This is a genomic window from Opitutales bacterium, assembly GCA_013215165.1.
In the GTDB taxonomy this organism is placed as follows: domain Bacteria; phylum Verrucomicrobiota; class Verrucomicrobiia; order Opitutales; family JABSRG01; genus JABSRG01.
Window position 1 is genome coordinate 1 of the sequence record JABSRG010000037.1, and the last position, 24,645, is coordinate 24,645.

17 protein-coding genes are annotated in these 24,645 nt (G+C 50.3%); 2 read left to right on the forward strand and 15 right to left on the reverse strand.

Annotated features, from left to right (window positions below):
• The first annotated feature begins 323 nt into the window (after positions 1-323).
• A complete protein-coding gene (locus HRU10_09070; GenBank protein NRA27385.1) occupies positions 324-734 on the forward strand; it encodes an RNA-binding protein in 411 nt (136 codons plus the stop codon).
• A 64-nt stretch (positions 735-798) separates the two neighbouring features.
• On the opposite strand, the gene lepB is transcribed toward HRU10_09070, so the two are convergent.
• The 3 genes from lepB to fabD are packed head-to-tail and all read right to left on the reverse strand — an operon-like array spanning position 799 to position 4,855.
• The gene (gene lepB, locus HRU10_09075; GenBank protein ID NRA27386.1) at positions 799-2,070 is read right to left on the reverse strand and encodes a signal peptidase I; all 1,272 of its coding nucleotides are present in this window, start codon (positions 2,068-2,070) and stop codon (positions 799-801) included.
• 7 nt (positions 2,071-2,077) lie between these two features.
• A complete protein-coding gene (lepA, locus tag HRU10_09080) occupies positions 2,078-3,877 on the reverse strand; it encodes an elongation factor 4 (protein NRA27387.1) in 1,800 nt (599 codons plus the stop codon).
• Positions 3,878-3,919: 42 nt separating this feature from the next.
• Positions 3,920-4,855, reverse strand: coding sequence for an ACP S-malonyltransferase (gene fabD / locus HRU10_09085; GenBank protein ID NRA27388.1), 936 nt, complete (start codon positions 4,853-4,855; stop codon positions 3,920-3,922).
• 119 nt (positions 4,856-4,974) lie between these two features.
• Here fabD and HRU10_09090 point away from each other — a divergent pair, with 119 nt between their 5' ends.
• The gene (locus HRU10_09090) at positions 4,975-5,646 is read left to right on the forward strand and encodes an SDR family oxidoreductase (GenBank protein NRA27389.1); all 672 of its coding nucleotides are present in this window, start codon (positions 4,975-4,977) and stop codon (positions 5,644-5,646) included.
• 16 nt (positions 5,647-5,662) lie between these two features.
• Here the strand turns inward: HRU10_09090 and trpB are convergent, their stop codons facing one another.
• The 12 genes from trpB to HRU10_09150 all read right to left on the reverse strand — a co-directional run bounded on the left by trpB (position 5,663) and on the right by HRU10_09150 (position 24,633).
• Positions 5,663-6,904 carry a tryptophan synthase subunit beta gene (trpB, locus tag HRU10_09095; GenBank protein NRA27390.1) on the reverse strand — a complete coding sequence of 414 codons (1,242 nt, stop codon included), beginning with the start codon at positions 6,902-6,904 and terminating at the stop codon, positions 5,663-5,665.
• A gap of 6 nt (positions 6,905-6,910) precedes the next feature.
• Positions 6,911-8,407 carry a SpoIIE family protein phosphatase gene (locus HRU10_09100; GenBank protein ID NRA27391.1) on the reverse strand — a complete coding sequence of 499 codons (1,497 nt, stop codon included), beginning with the start codon at positions 8,405-8,407 and terminating at the stop codon, positions 6,911-6,913.
• A gap of 24 nt (positions 8,408-8,431) precedes the next feature.
• Positions 8,432-8,938, reverse strand: coding sequence for an STAS domain-containing protein (locus HRU10_09105; protein NRA27392.1), 507 nt, complete (start codon positions 8,936-8,938; stop codon positions 8,432-8,434).
• 81 nt (positions 8,939-9,019) lie between these two features.
• Positions 9,020-11,761 carry an aconitate hydratase AcnA gene (gene acnA / locus HRU10_09110; GenBank protein ID NRA27393.1) on the reverse strand — a complete coding sequence of 914 codons (2,742 nt, stop codon included), beginning with the start codon at positions 11,759-11,761 and terminating at the stop codon, positions 9,020-9,022.
• Between the two features lie 32 nt (positions 11,762-11,793).
• The gene (locus tag HRU10_09115) at positions 11,794-12,264 is read right to left on the reverse strand and encodes a redoxin domain-containing protein (GenBank protein ID NRA27394.1); all 471 of its coding nucleotides are present in this window, start codon (positions 12,262-12,264) and stop codon (positions 11,794-11,796) included.
• Between the two features lie 127 nt (positions 12,265-12,391).
• The gene (locus HRU10_09120) at positions 12,392-13,156 is read right to left on the reverse strand and encodes an inositol monophosphatase family protein (protein NRA27395.1); all 765 of its coding nucleotides are present in this window, start codon (positions 13,154-13,156) and stop codon (positions 12,392-12,394) included.
• Positions 13,157-13,229: 73 nt separating this feature from the next.
• Complete coding sequence (locus HRU10_09125; GenBank protein ID NRA27396.1) at positions 13,230-14,675, reverse strand: hypothetical protein; 1,446 nt, start codon at positions 14,673-14,675, stop codon at positions 13,230-13,232.
• Positions 14,676-14,698: 23 nt separating this feature from the next.
• Positions 14,699-16,069 (reverse strand): ammonium transporter, encoded by a 1,371-nt coding sequence (gene amt, locus HRU10_09130; GenBank protein ID NRA27397.1) that lies wholly within the window; start codon positions 16,067-16,069, stop codon positions 14,699-14,701.
• Positions 16,070-16,088: 19 nt separating this feature from the next.
• Positions 16,089-16,769: a cytochrome c gene (locus HRU10_09135; GenBank protein NRA27398.1), complete on the reverse strand. Its 681-nt coding sequence runs from the start codon at positions 16,767-16,769 to the stop codon at positions 16,089-16,091.
• A gap of 32 nt (positions 16,770-16,801) precedes the next feature.
• Entirely contained in the window at positions 16,802-18,367 is a 1,566-nt protein-coding gene (locus HRU10_09140) for a flavin monoamine oxidase family protein (GenBank protein NRA27399.1), read from the reverse strand.
• 105 nt (positions 18,368-18,472) lie between these two features.
• On the reverse strand, positions 18,473-23,086 hold the full coding sequence (locus HRU10_09145; protein ID NRA27400.1) for a hypothetical protein: 4,614 nt from the start codon (positions 23,084-23,086) through the stop codon (positions 18,473-18,475).
• Positions 23,087-23,244: 158 nt separating this feature from the next.
• On the reverse strand, positions 23,245-24,633 hold the full coding sequence (locus HRU10_09150) for a trypsin-like peptidase domain-containing protein (protein NRA27401.1): 1,389 nt from the start codon (positions 24,631-24,633) through the stop codon (positions 23,245-23,247).
• Positions 24,634-24,645 lie beyond the last annotated feature (12 nt).

Here is a 24,645-nt window from a genome sequence, read left to right on the forward strand (position 1 = left end):
AGACACGATCAACCGCTACAGCCCATCAATACTCAGGTTTGATCTCCGCCATCAGGTCTTATGGGATGGCTGTGAAAGAAATCGATAATAACATCTCAGTTGCTATTAACGAAACTGTTAGCAGCGTAAGGTCTCTACGAATTTTACGAATACCCCAATCAATATAACCTATAAGCTCGACATTTAATAAAGCCACGTTCAAAGCGCTTTCATGTAGTGAATGTAAGGCTTTTCAGCCAAGCATCAACGCATGTTTTCGCTGTCTACTGGTGGGCGCTGGGCCAGTAGATTTTTTTACCAGCGTTTTTTATCACACAGACTAAATGAATATATATATAGGGAATCTGTCGTATGCCGCGACAGATCAAGACCTCGAAGAACTATTCTCACCCTACGGCGAGGTCTCCAAAACGACGATCATCATGGACCGGGAAACCGGTCGATCAAAGGGATTCGGCTTCGCTGAGATGCCGGACGACGATGCCGCAAAGACTGCGATCGATGCTCTGAACGGATCTACGTTCCTCAATCGAAACATTACTGTAAACGAAGCGCGTCCACGCGAAGAGCGGCCTCGCGGAGGCGGCGGTTATCGCGGTGGCGGCTATCGCGGTGGCGATCGACGTGGCGGAGGAGGCTTCCGCGGCGGGGATCGACGTGGCGGCCCAAGCGGCGGCGGCGGCGGTGGACGCAAGGATCGTCGCTTTGATCGCGGTGGTGATAGCTGGGATTAATCTCAGACTTCGTTTACCTCAATTTTCAGGTCACATTGCAGAGCGATGTGACCTTTTTCATCCCCTACTTCGCCAATCCCCAATGGCCGGTCGTGAATGGATAATAAATAAAGATGGCGCGCCCAATAACGCTCTCTTTGTCCACGCGCCCCCAGTAACGAGAGTCCTGGGAGTTATCCGAATTATCTCCCATAGCAAAAAACGAGTCCTCGGGAACCGTATAAGAGTTCCCGCTGGATAAGGGCATAGGATAACGGAAATCAAAAGCCGGATTTACATAACCATCGTATTCATCCATCTGTTCGTGGTTATTTACAAATGCTTCTGCCCCCTCAACCGGTTCGCCATTATTAAACAAAATCGGCTCACGGATCTCCAGCTCGTCACCGGGGCCACCCACCAATCGTTTGATGTAGTATTTTCCACGCACATCAGCGGCAACTGCCTGAGGCACGTCAGGAAGGTCATCCGTTCGAAATACAAAGGGATCTCCGATATCTGGCTGAATGAAATGGTATGAGAAGCGATCTACAAAAAGGGCATCGCCCAGCTTTATATCGAAGCTCAATATTGGCTCTCCGGCTGCCACGTCTATCCCCAGATCGAAGTAAATCAATCCGTCAGGTCCGGAAACGCGCCTCATAGAGGTCCAATCAACATCCATCATCTCAAGAATATCCCGCGGTCGAAATTCTCCCGGAACCTCTAGATAGACCTTCTGGTCGTCCACCAAGAAATAAAACGCTCTCTTTGTGGTTGGCAAAACAAACCACTTTCTACCCGGCACTTCTTTGACCGGGAGACTGGGCACCCCAAGGTAGCGCCGAGAAGACGGGATATAAACACGTCCCGAAACCGGCGCTGTCATCTCATAGTTACGAGCGCCACGTGTAACGAATCTAAAGGCTTTTTCAGCAATATTGGGTTCTTCCCCGAGCTGATGCACCTCTGCAAGCATCCCGTTGTAAGTCGGATACATCGAGTTCGTTGGAATAATAAAGGGTTGCAGAAAGAACGTCCGGATTCCGATCACGACGACTGCCGCAACCACGATCAGCTCTACAACCTCGTTTCCAATTCCCCTGGGATAGATTTTTCCACCATGCTTGAGGAGAAAGCCGTGAATCTGTTCCACACGCTCATTCGTCTCTTTGACATCTAAATTTTTCGAACCCTCGCGAATCCGTTTATCCAGCTCGGTCAAGTAATCTTCAAGTTCCTCGAGGATTCCTGCGTCCAAAACATCACAGCGATAATTATATACCTTCCGTGCATGGGAACGTAAGTCTTTGAGCTGACCAATCAGCTTGCGCGCACTCGGGAATTTTTTACTCACTAATCTGTTAATTCGAGCTTTTAAGAACCTGGATGAAAGCGTCTTGAGGGATGGAAACCTTACCGACCTGCTTCATTCGTTTCTTACCCTCTTTTTGCTTTTCAAGCAGTTTGCGCTTCCGAGAAATATCACCCCCATAACACTTGGCAGTCACATCTTTACGCAGCGCAGAAATAGTCTCCCTAGCAACCACGCGACCGCCTACTGCTGCTTGGAGCGCAATTTTGAAAAGCTGTCTTGGCAAAATCTCTTTGAGTTTACTGCACAGCTGGCGCCCCCTGAATTCGGCCTTGCTTGTGTGGACGATTGAGGAAAATGCGTCCACTGGTTCCCCATTCACCAATATTTCGAGACGAACGAGTTTAGACGGTTCATACTCGGTGATCGCATAGTCCATGGAACCATAACCATGAGTGATGCTTTTTAGTCGGTCATTAAAATCCACCAGGATTTCATTCAGCGGCAACGTAGCCGTCAAAATCATCCGCTGATCGTCGATGGTCTCAGTGTGGGTGCAGACACCGCGCTTATCTTGAATGAGCGCCAGCATGTCGCCAATCGAATCTGTCGGCGTGTGTATCGTCGCTTCAATCATCGGCTCACGGATTTCTGCAATTTCCTCCACTGGAGGCAGTGCGACCGGGTTATCTACCTTCAGTTCCTTATTGTCGGTAGTAGTCACTTCATAAACTACCGATGGATAGGTAGAAATGATATCGAGGCCATATTCACGCCTAAGCCGCTCTTGAACGATCTCCATGTGAAGCAAACCCAAGAATCCACAGCGAAATCCAAAACCAAGGGCCACCGAATTTTCCGACTGAAACGTGAGGGCCGCATCGTTCAAACTCAGGCGCCCCATACTCGCCTTCAGTTTTTCATAATCCGAAGTATCAATCGGATAGATGCCCGAAAAGACCATCGGCTGGACTTCTTTATAACCGGGCAGCATCTCAGTAGCTGGATCAGCCGTGAGCGTTAGCGTGTCTCCAATCTTCACGTCCGCGACGTTCTTCAGGTTCGTGACAATGTAGCCCACCGTGCCAGTCGCGAGCTTATCAACCGACCGCATAGACGGAGTAAATTGACCGACTTCTTTTATCTGAGCTTTTGTGCCATCACTCATCATGGTGATGGTGTCCCCGGTCTTAAATTCTCCGGAAAAGACGCGGACGTAACAAATTACGCCTTTGTATGCATCGAATACACTGTCAAAAATGAGCACACGCCCTTGCGGAAATTCGGTCCAGCGCGGCTTGGGAAGTAATTTAGCAACAGCTTGCAAAATCTCCGGGATACCAATCCCTGATTTACCACTCGCTAGAATGGCTTCATCCGCTGGAATCGCGAGCACATCCTCCAATTGACGTTTGGCGTCTTCAACATTCGCACTCGGCAGATCGATCTTGTTGATCACCGGAATCACCCTAAGCCCTTGATCAATGGCCAAAAAAGCATTGGCGACCGTCTGTGCTTCGATGCCTTGTGCTGCATCGACAAGAAGCAACGCTCCCTCGCAAGCCGCCAGACTACGGGAGACCTCATAGGAAAAATCGACGTGGCCAGGTGTATCGATGAGATTAAAAAGATACTCTTCTCCACCCTCACGATAGATCATGGAAACTGGGTGACTCTTGATCGTAATTCCCCGTTCGCGCTCGAGATCCATCGAGTCAAGCAGTTGATCCTTCATCTCACGTTTTTGGACTGTATCCGTGCTTTCTAGAAGACGATCAGACAAAGTAGTTTTGCCATGGTCGACGTGTGCAATAATGCAGAAGTTACGGATCTTAGAGGTATCGTACATACGGAGGTGTTCAGGAGACAGCGTCTAAATTGCGCCGATCAGTCAGGAAATAAAGCGGGTCTCTCCAGTTTTGGAAGAGATATCCACGTATTCCGCCAGCGGCTTGACGTCCAGGCTGCGATCAGTGCGCTTAGCTAAACCTGCCAAAACAGCCCCAGGGCCACATTCAAAAAACTGCGTTTCGCCGGTATCCTTGGTCGCATTGATCAAGCAGTCTTCAAAATACACGGAACCCGTAATTTGCTTCACGAGCGCTTGCTTAATCTCGTCTGGGTCGCTGATGGCTTTACCAGTTGTGTTGGTATAAACAGGTACATCTGGCGTCTCAAATTTCATAGGCGAAAGCACATCTGCAAACGCATCCGCGGCTCCTTGCATCAAACGGCTATGATAGGCTCCCGCCACATTGAGTTCCTTAGCCATCTTGAATCCGAGGCCTTTTGCATTCTCCAAAACTGTGCCGATATGTTTCTTTTCGCCGGACAGAACAATTTGTCCTGGGCAATTCAAATTCGCCACGTCGACATCAGCCAGCTCAGCCAGCTCAAAAGCTTTTTCGCGACTCCCACCAATCAACACAGCCATTCCACCTTCCGTAGAATCGCATGCTTCCTGCATGAGCCGGCCGCGCGCCGCGACAAGTTTGAGACCTGTTTCAAAATCATATACCCCCGCCACATGCATGGCTGTCAGCTCGCCTAGAGAAAGACCGAGTGAGCAGGAAGGCTGTTCGAGCTTTCCTAAGTGCTTCAAAATTTCGACCGTGGCGACGCCCTGAACAAATAGAGCAGGCTGACACACGCAGGTCTCTGTCAACTTGGCTTCAGGACCATAGAAACAATGCTCTTTGAGCTCTATGCCAAGTATCTGATCTGCCAGATCATATACAGAACGAGCCATGGCCGAACCTTTGTAAAGAGATAGACCCATGCCCACCACTTGGGCGCCCTGGCCAGAGAAAAGTAAACCGAAAGACATGAAACAGCAGAGAAGTGTTGATTAAGAAAAGCTGAAGAAAACATCTAAATATTAGCGATGGGTCAACGCTATTGAACCCGCATATTTGAATAGACCGAAAGCTTTGCATAAACTGATTCATGGCAAAATTTAGGCATGTGGTAATCACTGGAGTCAGTCGCGGAATCGGAGCGGCACTTCTCAAATATTTCTCCGGCCAGGGAGCCTTTGTATCGGGATGTTCATCGAGCTCAAATATGGACGAAGGAACTCTAGAGCACGCTGAGATATCTCAAGTAGACATACGTTCTCGCATCGCAGTTGAGCGCTGGGCGAAGGAGGTTTTGTCAACACACGGAGCACCAGATCTACTGGTTAATAACGCCTCGATCGGCATGAAGCATGGACCGTTTCACACCCTTGATCTGAGGACCATCGAAGATCTATTAAATGTCAACTACGCTGGTACCATCCGCGTCACCCATGCTTTCCTACGCGCCATGATCGATGCCGGGGGTGGCATCATTGCGACGTTGACCACGCCTCCCAAGGGAATCCCGAGCAAAGAGATCGTCCCTTACGCCGCGAGTAAATATGGATCCAACGGCTTCACCCAAACTTTGGTCGGAGAAAAGCTACCTGGAATCACGTGCGTCGATATTTTTCCGGGCATCCTCAACACTACCCTCACACGCAACAGCTATGGCAAAAAGGCAGAGCGCCTCCCTACTCCGGAAACCTGGATTGAGAAAGCAGGACCGTTTTTCGAAAGTCTAGGCCCAGAGCACAATGGCCAACATCTGAGTGTGTGACCATCGCTCATTCCGTCTAAAGATCCAACCCTTCAGTCAGACGCGCGACTTCCTGGACGTCTTTATCACCCCGACCGCTGAGGTTGCAGACGATGATTTGGTCCGGGCTCATCTCTGCAGCGCGTCGAAGCGTGTAGGCGATACCATGTGAGCTCTCTAGTGCGGGTATGATACCTTCGATTCGTGATAGAGTCTGGAAGGCTTCGAGCGCTTCGGCGTCGGTGGCATATCCGTAGTCGATGCGGTCGAGATCTTTATAATATGCGTGCTCGGGCCCGACGGCGGCATAGTCGAGGCCAGCTGAGACGGAGTGTGTCAAATCAATCTGACCCTCTCCATTCTGCAAAATCCATGTCTTAGCACCCTGTAGAACTCCAAGTTTTCCCTCAGCAAAACGGGCCGCATGCTTGCCCGATTCGATTGCGTGTCCCCCTGCCTCAACGCCCGTGAGGCGAACCCCACTCTCTTCGAGGAACTCAAAAAAGAAGCCGATAGCATTCGAACCACCCCCGACACAAGCTGCCATCTCATCGGGCAGACGTCCCTCTTTTTCGATAATTTGCTTTCGTGTTTCTTCGCCGATGATCCGGTGGAAATCGCGCACCATCATGGGATATGGGTGAGCCCCGAGCGCCGAACCCAGGATGTAATGCGAATGATCTACGTTCGTCACCCAGTCTCGCATGGCTTCGTTGACCGCTTCTTTCAGTGTCTTCTGGCCAGCCTCAACGCCTTTTACCTCCGCCCCGCACAAGCGCATGCGGAACACATTGAGTGCCTGGCGCCGCATGTCTTCCGCGCCCATATAAACAATGCATTCAAAACCCATTTTAGCACACATTGCCGCTGTGGCGATACCGTGCTGACCTGCCCCGGTTTCAGCGATGATGCGTTTTTTACCCATACGCTTAGCCAAAAGGGCCTGGCCAAGGGCGTTATTTATCTTGTGTGCGCCCGTATGTAGCAGGTCTTCTCGTTTGAGATAAATTTTAGCGCCCCCACAATACTCGGTGAGGCGATCAGCGAAATACAAGGGCGACGGACGTCCGACGAAGTCCTTGAGTAAGCCGACTAAAGCCTCCTGAAATGTCGGATCTTGGCGCGCCTCGCGATAAGCTTTTTCCAACTCATATAGTGGGGTCATCAGGGTCTCTGGGACATACATGCCGCCATAAGGTCCGAAATGACCACGCGAGTCTGGAAGTTCAGTTTTACTTTCTTGTGTGATGGAAGGTGGGAGGTCAGTTGCGTAGGCCATGGTATATCAAGCTTTGGATTCGTCGGATACGGGAGCAATCTCGGTCGCTGCCGCAGCGTCGGCGCACTTTATAGTAATCATTGTCAAATCGTCGTCGTAGTCTGTCCGTCCACTGAAGCGCTCCACTTGATCGAGGATAGATCGATTCAATTCAGTAGCCGACATACTTAGGTTTTCCTCAAGTATATCCGCGAGCCGCGAATAAGAAAATTCTTTGCCATCTTTATTCGCCGCCTCAGTGATTCCGTCCGTGTAAAGAAAGAATGCATCCCCCGGGTGGAAAGGCACGGAGATGTCCTTGAGAGTTCGAGAGAATATGCGGTTATCGACCATGCCCAAGGCCATACCAGAAGAGTCCAGTCGCTCTACCTCTACTGTTCCATCTTTCTGACTCCGGGCCAGAACTGGCAACTCATGACCTGCACGCGCAAGGCTGAGCTCAGCTTTTTTTGTATCTATGATCGCATAGACAAATGTAATAAACATTTCCTTACGAATGCCCGCATCCATCAATTCTTGATTAATCGACAGTAGCACGTCACGCGGTGAATCCAAAGTGAGCGCATAGTGCCTGAGGTGTGTCTGAGTAATGGCCATCATTAATGAGCCAGGTATGCCTTTGCCCGAAACATCGGCTATCGCGATTCCAATACGATGTTCGCTCAGCTTGAAAACATTATAGAGGTCTCCCCCTACTTTTTGGGCCAAGAGATACGTCACGGCTATATCGAGTCCGGGAACATCAGGGAATTTGCGAGGAAGTAGCAGGTGCTGGATATTCGCTGCCAGGGCGAGATCTACGTCCAACTTATTTTTCTCAAGCAGCGAGTGAACATTGCGCGCGTTGTGGAGTGCGAGGCCTGCCTGTTCAGCGAGGTTCTCAATAAGAGAAAAATCGACCTCCGTGAACGGCTCCCTATTTGCTGGATTCGCAACGCAAAGGACCCCCAAGAGTTCCTCTCGAAATAGTATTGGCACAGCTACGACTGAGTAGACCTTGAGTGCTTCGTCTGAATGTTGAAAAATGCGTCCGTCTGAAAGTGCATCTTTTACAAGGACACCCTTTCGAGTTTGGGCAACTCCTCCGACAACTCCCTCTCCGATTGGAAAGGTTTCAGAGCGTAAGATCTTCTCTACAAACTTAGCCCGTGTTCGAATATTGCCCATAACTTCTTCGGGCAACGGACGATGCGGAGGAAACAATCCTTCAATGGCCGCACAACGCATCTCTCGATCTTCGATATTCTTAAAAACTGCCGCCGATAGCGCCCCCGTAGACTGAATCGCCGCATGCGTGATATTCTCGTAAAGCTCCTCACTCTGAACGCCCTCGCCGAGAGCTTCGACCATGTTGTGCATAAAATTGATGACGATGCTACGTTCTTGCCGGAGCAGACCGATCTCATTTTCGGCGGAGGATAGCTTACTTTTCTCGCTTCGAAGCTTCCATATGCAATAGGCAGCCATCAAAGCCGCCACGACCGCTATCACCAATTCAGGCATAGAGAGGATTTATATAAAACGCAGTCAGGTGTCATCAACCTGATTCTTCAGGAAAGCAATCACGTCCTGAAACTTTGAAAAATTCTCCTCGTCTGCTTCGACTAAAGCTTCGTGCGCCTTCAAGATCGTATCTTGACTGCAAGTCGTGCCGGTTTGTACCTCGGAGCAATGTTCCAAATCCTTCTCATCGGGAGCTTTATTGCCATTTCGATCCACGGTGAGAATGTGATCCAGCCCTAAGTTATGAACGAGCTCCCAGTGACGATCACCGAGTCGGGTGATTACCAAACAGTGCTCTGAACTCGATTCCTCTACTTCGATGGCCGCACTAGCCAAAATCCCCAGGAAAGTGCTGTCGACTGTCGTGCAGTCTTGAAAGTCGACAACGAATCGGTGTTTCCCACCGCCGAGCATCTGAGTGAAAAAATCAGACAATGGCTGGGAATTCATATAGTCAGCGCGTCCTTTAATCCGAACGATCACCGGATCTTTGTAGGCGTTGACAAAAAAAGTTGTCGGCTGTGTCGGCATGATGACTGCCGGGAGGTAAGATTGAGTGTGGGGAATAAAGATTCCCGCCGGTCCATCGAGACCGGCGAGATTCGCAAAGCGTTAGGCTCCGCGGACGATGTTGCGAAGGACGTATTGTAGAATTCCACCGTGTCGGTAGTATTCTACCTCGATTGAGGTATCGATGCGCACCTTGAGTTCTGTGGTTGTTTGACTGCCATCTGCCCGAGAAATCTCGAGTGTTATCATTTGGCCCGGTTTTAATTCATCAGACAGCCCTTTAAGTGAAAATGTTTCCGTACCATCTAGACCGAGTGTCTCTGCGTCCTCGCCTTCCTTAAAGTTGAGTGGCAGCACACCCATACCGATTAGGTTTGAGCGGTGAATGCGTTCAAAGGATTTTGAGACGACCGCCTTGACGCCGAGGAGATTGGTTCCCTTGGCTGCCCAGTCTCGCGATGATCCCATGCCATAATCCACTCCGCCAAAGACAATTAATCCCTCAGCGCGCTCAGCGTATGTCTGACAGGCATCATAGATATCGACGACGTCACCCTCGGGCATGAGTTTTGTGTAACCGCCCTCTTTGCCATCTGCCATCAGGTTCTTTATTCGCACATTGGCGAAAGTGCCACGGGTCATGATACGGTCATTTCCACGCCGGGAACCAAAAGAGTTGAAGTCTTTTTTCTCGATGCCCTTTTCATTGAGGAAACGACCCGCGGGCCCATCATCCTTTATGGCTCCAGCGGGTGAAATATGGTCGGTAGTCACAGAGTCTCCAAGAATAAGCAGTGGGCGGAGCGACTCAAAATCAGCAATGGTATTTGCTTCCATGCCGAAATTTTCAAAAAATGGGGGGCATTGGATATAAGTTGAAGCATCAGTCCACGCATACTTTCCACCGGTTGGCGCATTGATGGCATTCCACTGCGGGTTCGCCTCATCGATGGAGCCGTATTTATCATTAAACATCTCGGGCTTGATGCCAGCGACAATGGCATTCTCAATCTCTTCATTGCTGGGCCAAAGATCCTTGAGAAAGACGGGATTACCTGCCTCAGAAGTACCGATGGGGTCGGCACTCAGGTCAATGTCCACGCGACCAGCCAGGGCATATGCCACAACCAATGGAGGTGACATAAGGAAATTCGAACGGATCGCAGCGTGCACTCGCGCCTCAAAGTTCCGGTTACCTGAAAGGACGGAAGCTGCTACGAGATCACCCTCCTTGATAGCTGTCTCGATCTCGGCATCTAAGGGACCCGAATTGCCAATGCAAGTAGTGCAGCCATAGCCCACTAGATTGAAGCCGATTTGATCTAAATAAGTCTGGAGCCCTGTTTCTTCGAGATAGTCCGTCACCACACGTGAGCCTGGAGCTAACGAGGTCTTGACGTAACTAGGCACTGTCAATCCAAGCTCCACAGCCCGCTTAGCAACGAGCCCTGCTGCAATCATCACCGAAGGGTTTGAAGTATTTGTGCAACTAGTAATCGCAGCAATAAGAACAGATCCATGGCCAATCTTAGCTTCTTCCGCTACGGCGACACCACCTGCGTCTTCATAATCAACAGGCACTTTTACATCGCGATCCGAAGGAGCTTTACCAAAACCACCCTCCGCAACGGGCATTTCAAACAGGCTGTTGAATGTCTGCTTGAGAGCATCGACCTCAATGCGATCTTGAGGACGCTTGGGCCCAGCTACCGAAGGTTTGACCGTAGCCATATCAAGCGAGAGTTCTTTAGAATAATCAACAGAACCTGCTTTCGGAATTCCAAATATGCCCTGAGCGCTCAGATAGTCGCGGACTAAGGCGATTTGCTCCTCAGAACGACCGGTCGCACGGAGATAATCGAGAGACTTCTCATCCACTGGAAAGAATCCCATCGTGGCCCCATACTCAGGAGCCATGTTTGCAATAGTAGCGCGATCGGCCAAGGTCAGTTTTTCTGCGCCTTCTCCGAAAAACTCTACAAACTTACCCACTACTTTCTCTTCGCGAAGCATCTGGGTAATTTTGAGAGTCAGGTCGGTCGCAGTGACCCCCTCAAGTAACTCACCTGAAAGATTCACGCCGATCACCTCAGGAGTCTGGAAAGCAATAGGTTGACCCAACATGCCAGCTTCAGCTTCAATACCCCCGACTCCCCAACCGACAATGCCAATACCGTTGATCATCGTAGTGTGAGAATCTGTCCCGACCAAAGTATCGGGGTAGAAGACAGTTTCACCCGCGACCTCCTTCTCGAAGACAACGCGGGCCAGGTATTCGAGATTAACTTGGTGAACAATACCGATTGCTGGCGGCACGACGCTGAATGTCTCAAAGGCCTGCTGTCCCCACTTCAGGAACTCATAACGCTCCTTATTCCGAGCAAACTCGATTTGCAAGTTACGCTCGTATGACGCAGCGCTACCAGATACATCGACTTGCACAGAGTGATCGACCACCAGGTCGACAGGCACCAGAGGCTCAATCAGGCTTGGATCCGCTCCGACACTCTCCACAGCATCCCGCATCGCCGCAAGGTCCACGAGGAGGGGCACTCCGGTGAAGTCCTGGAGAACAATTCTCGATACGACGAAAGGGATTTCTTTCGGAGACGGGTCAGTGGCTTTGTAACCAGCCAGCTCGCGGACATCTGCTTCGGTCACCCGCACTCCATCACAGTTACGCAACACCGCCTCAAGGACAACGCGTATACTTACCGGAAGGCGAGAGATAGCTCCAAGGCCCGCTTCTTCAAGGGCTGGCAAAGAATAAATTTTTCCGGACTTTCCAGAGGATTCACTGGTAAAGTCGCGAAGACTGTTGAATGGGTTACCTAAGTCGCTCATAGCATTATTGGGAGGAAAAAACTCGATATTACCTAGCTTAAGGCTGCTTTTATTGCTGAAAAATCTGGTAGAACATGGGCATCGTCACTGACGGAGGCGTAGGCAATTTTCCCGTCAGAATCGACCACAAATGCACTCCGCTTAGATACACCAGAGAGGCCGATAAATTCGTCATAAATGGATCCATAAGCCGTGGATACATCCTTATTGAAATCGCTCAAAAGCGGAAATGGAATATCGTCTCTCTGAGCCATCACTTCCAGGGTGAACGGGCTATCTACACTGATGCCATAAACACTAGCATCTAGATCCGTGTAGCTGGAAAAATCATCGCGAACAATACACATTTCCTCTAAGCAAACACTGGTAAAGGCCAGTGGGAAAAAGAGTAATACGACCGGACCTTTTCCAAAGTGGCTGCTGAGAGTAACAGACTGAAAGCCCGTTTCATTTTTGTATCTTAGAGAGAAGTCGGGAGCGGTATCCCCAATAGATAGTTTCATATTTGTAGAAGAGGTAACGCTAACCCCCTATTTTGCGAACTGTAAAGCGTGGATTAGGTTTGCTTGTCAGAACACCCCTAGAGCAAATTAGAGATACTTATAGTTCGATCGCCCCAAGCTAACTACTCTACTTATCATGGAGACGCTTCAAGACCTCTCCATGTAGATGCGGGTTGGCTGCGATGACAGAATCCGCTCCTAAAGGGTCATTCCCATACCAATCAGTGATCGCGCCCCCTGCTCCCCTTATAATCGGGATATGCCCTGCAAAATCCCATTCATTAGCTATCGGATCTACCATGATCTCCGCGCCCCCAGTCGCAACAGCGAGGTAACCGAATGCATCCCCCCAAGTTCGATACGTACGCACTCCATCGACTAGCGAAGAGAACTTGGACTTTGGATGATACTTGGTCGCAGCTCGCGGATCAGTAGTGAGGAGCGTTGCTCTAGATAGCTCAGGTTCTGTCGAGCAATAAACCTGTTTCTTTCCATTCAAGACCGTCTTCTCGCCGTCACCGATCACGCATTTATTGAGAACAGGCTGATTGATCGCACCTAGAACCGGAACGCCGCGATGTTTTAAACAGACCAGAGTCCCAAAAAGGGGCACATGGTGAGTAAATGAAAGTGTTCCATCTATCGGATCCAGCACCCAGACATACTCCGCATCAGAGTTTTCCTCCCCATACTCTTCGCCAATAATGCCATGCTCTGGATAACGCTCGTTGATCACTTTACGCATGGCTGCTTCGGCACCCCGATCAGCTCGTGTTACTGGTGTGTCATCCTGTTTCTCAATCACCTCGAGATCTGCTTGATCCCAATAAGGCATAATTGCTTCGGCACTTACAGATACCAAATACTCGGTAAATTTCCAGAAATCATCCATCACAGGCATCGGGAACTCCTTTCTGATGACTGGCGAAATGCCAAGCCTCATCGCATTTCGCCGAATGGATTCTTCAGGGCCTAACCCCTGCCATAGTCTCGATTTCGATCCGAGCGCCGCCCGGCAAGTCGACAATCGGCAGCACGGTAAGTGCCGGACGATGTATGGAGCCCGAAGCTTTGATCACCGTCTCCAGAGCCTTTTTCAGCGCATCAGTGTCGTTTTTGACATGCGTGGTCTCCAGGTAAATGCGCGTGTGCACCATATCCTCAAATGTTGCCCCTGCAGCATCGAGTGCCTCCATCGTAGCTGTCCAAACCGCATTGAACTCTTCCGTTAAGCTACCCTCGGTGGGAGCGATCACTCCGGAAAACCACACCTTATTTGCGTCTGGAGAAACGCCGACAGCGGGAGCAGAGATTGCATCAGGCTTACCCAAAATGGCGATATGAGCGCCCTCTTCAAATGCGTCGAAATCATCTGGGAGGGCCCCGTACATTTCAAGGCTCATGAGAGGACCCATAGATGCATAACCTGGAGCTGACATTACTGTCCGCGTAGGTTTGTTGGGATTTGAGTCATTGGTGAAATATTTGACGTATTCACGGCCAAAGCGTCCGAAATTCGGCCCAATTGGCCTTCCCTTCTCAGGGAACATGATGGTTCGCACAAAAAAGATATCTTCATAAGACACCCCACCCGACCTGAACGCGGTGTTCATCTTTTTCAAAATCGATGCGGCCTGATCCGAAAAGGAACCAAACATCATTGGATTTACAGGCATCCCAGGTGGCATAGGAAACTTTGTGTCTGGAAGAAAAGCGGAACTATAAAAATACCCCTGTCCTTCGTCGACAGCTTTGCCCGTGCTCATAGGAAACCCAGGGCGACCATACGATTTCCAAATTTCACGCGTCTCGTAGACATGGCGACCTGAGCGTTCCCAGTCTAACCAGTGACGGGTGCCTTCTGCAAAGGGTCCACGTCCCTCGGGAAATACAGCGACGAATTCGACCTCGATCTTATACTGAGAGATGAAAAGGCGCGAGATCCCTACGGTAGTCCGCGCTGGCTTGTGTGGATTATCCGGAGTGCCGAAAAATTCGGTAAATGCCCGATTCCAACCATCAAAATCAGGCGGCTCTTCATCATTTCCCACCACGTAAGCGCGCACGTTTACCACGTCGCGCAAAGTCAGACCCACTTGCTTCAAATCGCTGGTAAGCGTTGTGAGTACCCGATGAGATTGCGTGTATGTATCGCCATACCGCTCTTCATCCGGCAAGCCTTTCAATGCTACCGTTTTTGAACGCGGACTCGCTGTAATTCCCCAGGTGTAAAAATACCCTGCCCCCGGCTCCACTACGACATGGGATGCATACGGCCGGTCCGGCTTCTCGACTACCTCGATTTTCTCGTTCCAATTCGTGACTACCCCACCGAGGAAATAACGCACACTGACTACCAGTGCAAAAAACACCAGGACGATGGAAAGCTTATGATCTGGAAGGACTCTCATCGATCAGCAGAAACTGCCACTTCTCACGAACGGATTTGAAACTCGGGGTATGCCTCTTGGCCATGCTCGCTGATATCGAGGCCTTCCAACTCTTCCTCTTCATCCACCCTCACTCCAAGAGTAATTTTCAATAGAAAAAAGAAAACAAAAGAAATGACGAAGGCACCAATCGCATAAGAGAGACACCCAACCAGTTGCCAGATAAACTCACCACCTCCCCAGATGCCGACTGCAAGGGTTCCCCAGCTACCACAAACGCCATGGACCGATATCGCACCCACCGGATCATCAAGTTTCAGCTTATCAAAGAAAACTACCGCAAACACGACGATAATTCCTGATATAAATCCAACCAGTAACGCCCAACCCGGTTCGATCACATCAGCGCCAGCAGTGATACCTACCAGTCCTGCCAAGATACCATTGAGCGCCATAGAAAGATCCGGTTTCTTTAACACGATAAAACAGGTTATCATACAGCCAATTGCTCCCGCTGCACCGGATAATGCGGTCGTAACGAAGACGCGCCCTACCATTTGGGGGTCGGCACTCAACACAGAGCCCCCGTTAAAGCCAAACCATCCAAACCAAAGTAAGAAGGCACCGACTGCTGCCATCGGCATCGAGTGTCCAACAATAGGTCGCATCTTGCCATTCGCCAGGTATTTCCCCCGTCTCGGCCCCAGAAGTAACACTGCTGCCAAGGCCGCATAACCCCCAAAAGCATGAACCACTGATGAACCGGCGAAATCGTGGAAGCCTTTCTCCGCGAGCCATCCTCCGTCACCCCAGGTCCACGACCCTGCCATCGGGTAACCGATACCGACCAATAGGACCGTAAAGATCATAAAGCTATGTAGCTTAATACGCTCGGCTACCGCACCCGACACGATTGAAGCGGCCGTAGCCGCAAACATAGCTTGGAAAATAAAATCAGTCCAAAACGTGTAGTAAGCTCCCGAGCGCGTGGTCATGACCTCATAGAATTTCTCGGAGTCTACACCGATCCAACCGCCTACATGAAAGAACCCGTTAAAATTCTCTGACGGATACATCGCATTGAATCCCCACACGGCGTAAGTGACCAGTCCGGCTGAGATGATAAACACGTTCTTGTAGATGATGTTGACCGTGTTTTTGCTTTGAGTGAGGCCCGACTCGAGTGAGGCAAAACCTAAGTGCATCATAAACACTAGGGCTGCTGAGACCAACAACCATAGATTACTCACCGTGAAGAATGAGTATTCCCGACTCAAGTTACCCATGTACTCGTCAAAACTCTTTTCCGTCGGCGGCGTAGGATCTTCGACCCCAAAGAGAGCGTGCGCGGCAAAAAATGCCGTAAAAGACAAGAGAGTCTTCAAGATGATAGATACTGAGGGAGATAGACGCATAACAATTTGTTGAGGAAAATTAATCGCGCTTGTTCGCGAGAATATAGGCCACGATCTGCCCAGACATTTCAGGAGTGAGCACACCTTCCCAAGGGGGCATTCCCTTTTCTAGAATCCCTTTATACAAGAGGGTCTCGATCTGCGATGGCGTGTTTACATAGAACCATCGACCATCAAAAATGACAGTAGGGTTATCACCCGGAAGATCCGGCCCACCATGGCATTGCATACACAGGGCCTGAAAGTTCATCTCTCCCGCTTCGACCTGTTCCACATCTTTAGCCAATTCAATGAGCTCGGCATTTCGCTCGGGCGTGTCGGGTATTTCAGGTATCTCTGCAAGTGGATAGCGCGGATCAACAGTCAGACCACCTGTGGCACTAGCAACTGCAGCAGCCGATTGGGCATCAATGCCGAAAAGCGGCTCCCCTGAATTAGCCCGCAGCTCAACGAGCTTAGCTGCAGTCTCCATCGATATCGTAACGCTGCCATCGGTAGCCCCCAGTTCCAATTTGCGTTCACCATCACGAAGTATGTTGGCTAATAATGCCTCTCTCTCTTCAGGGATATAGGCTAAGGCCTCAGTATCATCAGCTCCAATCAATGACACCAGCCAAAGCATATACAGGAGGAGTGAGGCGATGCCTACGATACCAAGCGGTGTGGCGTAGCGATCAAGGAAAGAAGTCGGATGGCTCATGTCGGGAGGACTTATGGGCTCTGCCCCTTTAATCAAGCTGCCTGGATACGGTCATAGACTTTTTTTACTACAAGGCGGGCAGATTCGAATGCTCCAGCTTGCCATCCACCGATGTGAGACGCCCAACTGGCTGCGATGAACGTCTCACGATCCCCTTCGATCAATTGAGGATAAAATGTCTTGATCATTGTTTTGGGGAAGTGAGCCAAACAACCTTCAATATGAGGCAGGGTCGCCCAGTTTACAGAGAAAGCATTCTCGAACTCGGCGCGATATTGAGGGTGCACTTTCTCTCCATGGCTCAAAGCAAACTCGGTGCGCTCAGCGGGAGTCATGCGACCCACCTGGTCGCTCGTGGGTCCGAAAATGTAATACCCTCCCATGATGCCTTTGTCGCCGAGAAAGCCCTCGCTAGGGTACCATTGCTCACCGATCGGTAGATTATTCCAAGAAATACCCCCATAGACCTGATCATCCTCTTCCCAGAAGCGGCGTTTGAATTGAAGACCAATCTTACCCGAATTCTGAAAGGGAACGATATTGATCGCTGCTGTCATTTGGAACGGCAGATCAGTCTGAATCTTCCGCATGATCGTTGGCGGTATCGTTGAAATGCAGTAATCACCCTCGATTTCCTTTTGCTCGCCATTTTCCTCGTATATGATTCGAGATCCTCCGCCCGACCGGTGGCGTATTTCTGTGACGCGGCAGCCGTATTTGATCATGTCACCCACCTCTTCGACGAAGGCGGTGGCGATTTTGTCCATACCTCCCACAGGTGTAAACATTTGAGAAAAATACTCATATTCGTTGGCACGGTGGAAATACTGCCCAAAGCCAGCTTGAACCAAATCCACGAGTTCGAACGGATCTGCCAACTTTCCTTCTTGGTAGCCGCCGCCAGGCCACTGTTCAAAGCCACGCCGTGGATGCCCAGAATACGACATTGTGCGACGAGACAAGCCCCCCTCATAACGTAAGAAATCCTTTAGCTTTTCGACGTCTTCCGCCACCATCGGCAAATCCAGCGCCTCCTGATCGATGCATTTAGCCAAAAGTTCTGCGGTATAACCACGCAGATCAGTTTTCGCCTCGCGAATACGAACCCGCTGACCGGAAAGCTTTCCGCGGTCAGCGCCTTCCGTGTAATAAAATGCATTCTCGTTGAGATTTACAAACGGCTGGATGGCTACCCCGAGCTCCTTGCAATAGTTCATCGTGATATGCCACTGAGGAAAACGTGACGGCCCTGGATTGAAATAGGCACCTTCGTCAAATTCGCAGGTTTGTTCCGCACCCGTTGTCTCAACAATTCTATCTCCCCGACGAATGGTCAGGCAGCGTCCACCGGCTTTCGCTTGGGGCTCAAGGATAATGGACTTAATCCCGAGTTTTTTGAGCTCATATGCAGCACACATTCCGGCAACGCCTGCACCCAAAATAAGTACGGTCGGCGCTTTCTCGGAACCAATGGTATCCAGACCAGAGAGCTCAACTCCTTGACCTGATGCACGTGACATAAGGCCAAGCGCCGACATGGCAGCAAATGCGAAGCCACCGACTGAGCCCACCTTGCTGATGAAAGAACGGCGAGACATGGGAGTCGGCGAAGGGAAATTTTGGGACATCTTTTTCCTTGGGTTTTAAAAAATTCGCCCACCGAAAAGAAGGAACCGTGCCAGATCCGGGCACCGGTAAACCACTTAATCGGAGGATGCCACTGGCTCAATGGATTCTACCGATGCAGGGCTCTTCAGAATGATACCGCCCCGAATCCAAAACTCCGATTTCACCTCGCTGCTATCGTCGAAGACGTAATTAAAGCGTTCGAAGCGTTTCTCTTCAAAGTATTGCGATAAGGATACTAAATCCGCTTTTCTCAACCCAGCATCTCGCCACCAAGGATAAGTGCCTCGTACCCACCAAGCGCCCCCATATCCCTCTATCATTTCAGCCAATTCTGATCGCTCTTCCATCGAGTCTATTTCCAAAACCTCAGCTCCAAAATGCTCAGCCATGACATCGATATGAGAGTTCTGAAAGTGCCCCGGAATGAGATGGATACTCCGATCAATCGATCCATCTGCCCATTTTGCCAAACTATCGATTTGTGCTATCCAGTCGTGACGATCGATAAGCTCTGAACGACGACGCATTTGAAGTAATTCAGGATATTCATAGTCAGCTGACGCCATCCACCAGTCCTCGATGTCAGACTCAAAGAGCTCACCATAATATTCGATTTTACTTCCGTATGTGTGAAGCGTGTGCAAATGGCTCATATCCAGACCGTTTAGTGAGCGCACGTGCGTGAGTGATACATCTAAGCTTTGAAGCGAATCAGAGGCGATTGCGGACACATCTGAAAATGGCGAGTTGGAGAGGCTCAGTCGCTTCAAGTCTGGAAGGAGCCGTAAAAAACTGAAGTCTTCTATCTCGGTCGAACTTGCGCTAAAGAAAGTCATCGAAGGCTTCAAATGAGTCCAATCTACTGATTTCACCTCAGTATTCATGATATTCAGAAACTCCAGCGAGGTCATTGTATCGATCACCTCGACGCAGCCTACCTGTGTCCTACCGATGTTTAGTGTTTCAAGTTTGAGTCCCGCCAACGGATCAATGCTCTGCAACGGATTTCCTAGAGCCCAAATTGTCTTAAGGTGCTGAGAACTAAAACGGGGAAATCGACCAACCTGGTTCAGGGAGACCCGCAATTCGACCAACGGTGCATCAGCGAGGGGCGTCAAGTCCTCGATCTGATTATAGCGCGCGGCAAAATACTTAATTGGGGCCCCCTGGAGTGGACTTAGATCGACGATCCGGTTTGACGAAAGGCTCACTGTTGTGAGGGGCATATCGACCAGTGGGGATAGGTCAGAGATGCCTGCGTGCTCTATACTTATAAGATGCAACTTCTTGCCTCTCAGGGGTTCAAGACTTGTGGCGGTCAACGGGCCCAATATGCGGAGTGCGTAGACATCTTGAGTCTCTCCGATCCAATACATCAAGCGAGATGTCTCGCTGGCAGTGGCTGCTCTTTGCATCGCCACACACAACTCAAGGACCACCCGCGTCTTTGGGTTTAGGTCGAAGAGTTCGGGTAAACGATTCAGCGCCAAGCCATAGTGTCCAGAATACCAATAGTCTTTGATCTCCTTCTCTAGCAACCATTCCTGAAGGTCCTCAACTATCTCGGAAAAGCCTCGTGACTCAGCCTCGGCGATTAGCATATCCACGTCACCGGCCGCATGCACCACATGGAGCGAAGCAGCGCGCCTCAACGCTGATTCTTGGTTCACAGAATCGGGATCATTACGGACCATTTCGAGGAAGCGTTCATAGGCTTGCTCATAGCTTCCAGAGAGCCAGATCTGATCGATGGCTTTGAGCGCACTCAAGAATCTTGGTCCTTGGTGAGACTGAACTTTAAAGGTATGCAGCCGTATTTTTTCCGAGAAATTGCGCAAATAAATCCACCCCTGTGCGGGTAATTCTAGAACAGGCTGCCTTACTACAATGGGCTCATGGCCATCGACTTCAAGGGTGAGGGCACCCTCGCTATGCTCAAATACAAATTTCACTCGGTCACCCATCGACCTGGGTTTCGAGGGAAATAGCCATGCAGTCCCTGTGCGGTTTCTATCAAATTGTAGAGGCGATATCCCATTAAGAGCGCCTCCAGACTTACCGATCTGAGCAATCACACCCTGTGGAAAACCATCCTCAGGCGGAGTTCCAGAAATCACGATTTCAACATTATTCGGCTCTCCCAAGTAAGTAAACTCACCCTCGACTCGAACAAAGCCAGAGACTGGAATCGATGATATTATATTTTGGCTAGCATCCAGTATAACCTCATCTCCCGCCAAAACCATAGGCTCGAACAAGTTACGATGACTTCTTGCATACATGAAGTCTACAAGCTCCCTCCCCTCTTCAATTTGCAGACCAGGAATGTCATTCCATGCTTCATTCACACGGCTGAGAAATGCCTCTCCCAACATCCAAGTAGTAATGGCGATGAAACAGAACAGCGCCGCCGAATGCACCATCCTACTGTTTCTGCGGTAGAGTCTGACGGCGGAATAACCAAACGAGTTTTTCCGCGCGCGAATATCGCCGTCGTTCAAATAAGCTTTGAGGTCATCAGCAAGCGCAGAAGGACTGCGATAGCGTTGTTCTGGATTATCTTCCGTAGCCATGCGGAAAATCGCGTCGAGGTCTCGATCTGCCCAAGTTGCTTGGAAGAACGACTTCCGGAATTCGGAATCTGTTTTTTCCTGATCGGCTAAATGTTCTGGAACGCTCACACCCGTTAACAAATACCGCAGCAAGACTCCAAGTGAATAGACGTGCGAATACGCTTGAAGAGGGGCAAAAGGACTTGAGGTCTCAGGAGGTAGAAAGAAGGGACGCTCTTGATCTCCTTCATAAACCGAGTTTCTCAAGGCAAGCTCAACGGTCAATCGACGCTGCTGGCCAAACGGGACCCAGCGGAACACGGACATCGTTAAGTCTCCACCATCAGAAACGATGAAGTCTGTCCACTGCATTGCCGGGTGGCAAAAACCATAGGTATAACCAAATTGAACAGCATCACATGCTTGAATTAACCAGTTTATAGATGTCTCGATTGGAATGCCGGAAGCCAACATGCTTCGAGCTCCCAGCTGGCGCATAATCGACAGCTTAAAGGTGCTCGCGCTACCCCGCATCTGTTCGAACAGATTGGTATCGTTTTCTTCGGCCTCTTCGGGATTTAAAGCTACGGCATTCTGAACCTCTTTAATGTGCGAAAGTAAGCGAGGGCCATCAATATAGTCCGAAGCAAGATAGAGCATTCCGTCTCCTTCACCGACTTCAAAAAGTCGGGAAATGTTGCGGTGATTGAGCTTTGAATATGGCTGAGCAAACTCACGAATTTCCCGATCCCAATTCTCGCCCCGATCTCCTGGAATCTCTAAGGTTTTGAGTGCTGCCGTATTCCCGAATCCATCGCGTGCTTTCCAGACGCCACCATTTTCCCGCTCGGTCAACAACTCCAACAAACGATAGCGCCCAAGCAAGCGCACACGATCGGCGGTCGCATCGCTTTGAGGCGCAAGGAAACAAACCGACTTCAATGGATCTGGCTGAAGACGTCGCGCCTGAATGAGCGGCACAGGCCTCACAATGCCTTTCACGACGACTCGAAAGCGATATACGAAATTATAAACCGCCTTATTAGGATCCTCTAAGACGCCGGGTCCGACTGATATCACTTTGCCCTCTTGGTCAGGCGCAAGGGGCAAGAGTTCATCTACAAACCGACGTCGTTTTTTATGCAAAGACGCTTCAGTGTGTGTCGTGATGCGTCCTTCTCGACACTCCCAGTCTTCAGGCATCCCGTCCAAGAAAGCATCGAGTGTTTCTTCGGTCAGAACGACCTCTCCGGGGGCCGCGACATTGGAGAGACGTGCTGCTAGGTTCACAACCGCCCCAATCACAGTAAATTCTTGATAGGCGTCCGAACCGATGTTCCCAATCAGCATGTTACCCGAATTAATTCCAATTCCCAAGGGTAACATCTTCTTGCCCTGGCTCTCGTAGTCTTGTTGCAGACGCTCCATCGAGTCGATAGTTGAGCACGCCCCACGCACGGCATTAAAGGCATGATTAGGTGAGTATTTTTGAGCCCCGTAGAGCGACATTACTTCATCACCGATAAACTTATCAATCCATCCCCCATGATCCCAAACCTCAGAAAGTGCAGAAGTGAGGTATGCATTGAGGATATTCCTGCTCTCTTCTGGTTCCATCTCTTCACTGAGTTCCGTGAACCCTCGAAGATCACTGAACGAGACCGTTAAGACGCGACGCTCAGGGAGCTTGAGTCGCTCAAGGTCATCTTCAGTCAACTTCAGGATTTCTGGAGACACGTAGCGCTCGACTACACTCAGACGCCGAATCGAACCCGTCGCTGGAAAATAGTGAACCTCCACATCACTGCCGTCACGAACCCAACGCAATAGCATGCGATCTCCGACAGCATCATGCAGCCAGTCTCCCCCCGACTCTGAGTTTTGTTCCGCAATCTCCTTCAGGAGCGAAATCAATGAACGAAAGAACACCTCCGGTAACACATCGCCCAAGTCTTCCACCTGTTTTTCGCGCAGTGCTCCCAGAGGCATACCCAACAAAGAAAGCGCCGTCTGATTGAGCCAGCGCACTGTACCATGCGTACTCAGGTTGAAGATATATGGCACAGGCATCTCCACCTGCTCACCAGATTGAGACGATGCTGAAGGGGGAATTAAATTGTCGCGCGATGACTCCATCTCCGAAGGAAGGCAAAGTATCCAGAAGACTCTGCACGCGTCATAATTCGACCCTGCTTACGCGGTTATTGAGTCTTTGTTTTCAACAAACAAGGGGTCGCTCAAAAAGCCTAGGCCGCATGGACAAATTACGGGCCGAGCTGAATTTGTCCACGTATCTACAGCTCCATCACCACATAGCGCACCTGAATGCCACGCATCACCTCAAATAACACCTTGTCACCATCAGTTTCCTGAGCCACGGCATCGACAATCCCATGAAGCTCATCGAGATCGGTAATGGACTCACGATTCACCTTCAAAATAATGTCACCGCTGCGGATCCCAGCGCGCTCAGCGGGATAATCATTTTGAACGCTAGTTACCTGGACGCCATCATCCGTTTCAAGTCGGTCGATACGAGCGCCTCGGCGGGTAATATCTCTGACGGCTATCCCCCAAGACTCCACTGCGTCTTCTTCACCAAAACGACTCTCCAGCGGCTCAGTGGTCAGCTTGATCTCTTTTTCCTGGCCAGAGCGCAACACCCGCATACTGACTTCAGAGCCAACGGACAGCTCAGCTATCTCATTCTGAAAACCAGGCAACTGCTCCGGAAAACGCCCATCTACCAACTGTCCATTGACAGACAAAATAATGTCCCCAGCTCGCAAATCTTGATTGGCTGCGGGCGATCCAGGATCGGCACTCTCGACAAGCACACCCTGATTCATTTCTAAACGAAAGAATGACTCTAAATCCTGAAGCGGCGCCACCTGTAAGCCCACATAACTACGCGTCTTTTCTCCCTGAGCGATAAGGCTCTCCATGACATCGACACAAATCCGACTAGGCACAGCGAAGCCCAAATTATTAGCGCCCAAATAGCCGCGTGTATTGATTCCGATCACTCGCCCGTCACCCAATACAAGAGGCCCCCCACTGTTGCCCGGATTGATGGCTGCATCAGTCTGCAGCCATGTGTTGAATGTGCCCGTCTCAAACCCGCGCACACCTCGGCTCGCTTCGAAATAACGGTCTGTGTTCGAGACGATACCACTAGAGACTGTCCGAGACAGCCCATTGGGCGTTCCCACAGCAAAGACCTGATCTCCCGGCTTAAGCCGGGACGAATCTCCAAACTGCGCCACTGCAAATTTGAGACTTCGCTCTCTTACCTCGTCCATATCCAGCCGTACCACAGCTAAATCAGTCCAGTGGTCCCAACCCACCCATGTGCCTTCCACACGCTCGAGACTATTGAGCGTGATCACAATACGTTCGCTCCTCGAGCCAACGACGTGGGCATTAGTCAGCACATATCCAGACTCCGACATGATCACCCCCGAACCGACACCCCGGCTCGTACGCGCAGCACCTCCGCTAAAATCTGTCTCCCATACATCGATCCTCACCACAGCATCTAGAAGAGACTCAAAGCTCGAATCCACCGATGTGTCCCGATGCTTACCTGTGGTCGCGCATGCTGAAAAGGCCAATATGACTACGAATCCCAAAACGGGAGCCACTGGGGCATGAATGATCATCTTTAGGAGAGAGAAAGGCATTGCATCCAAATT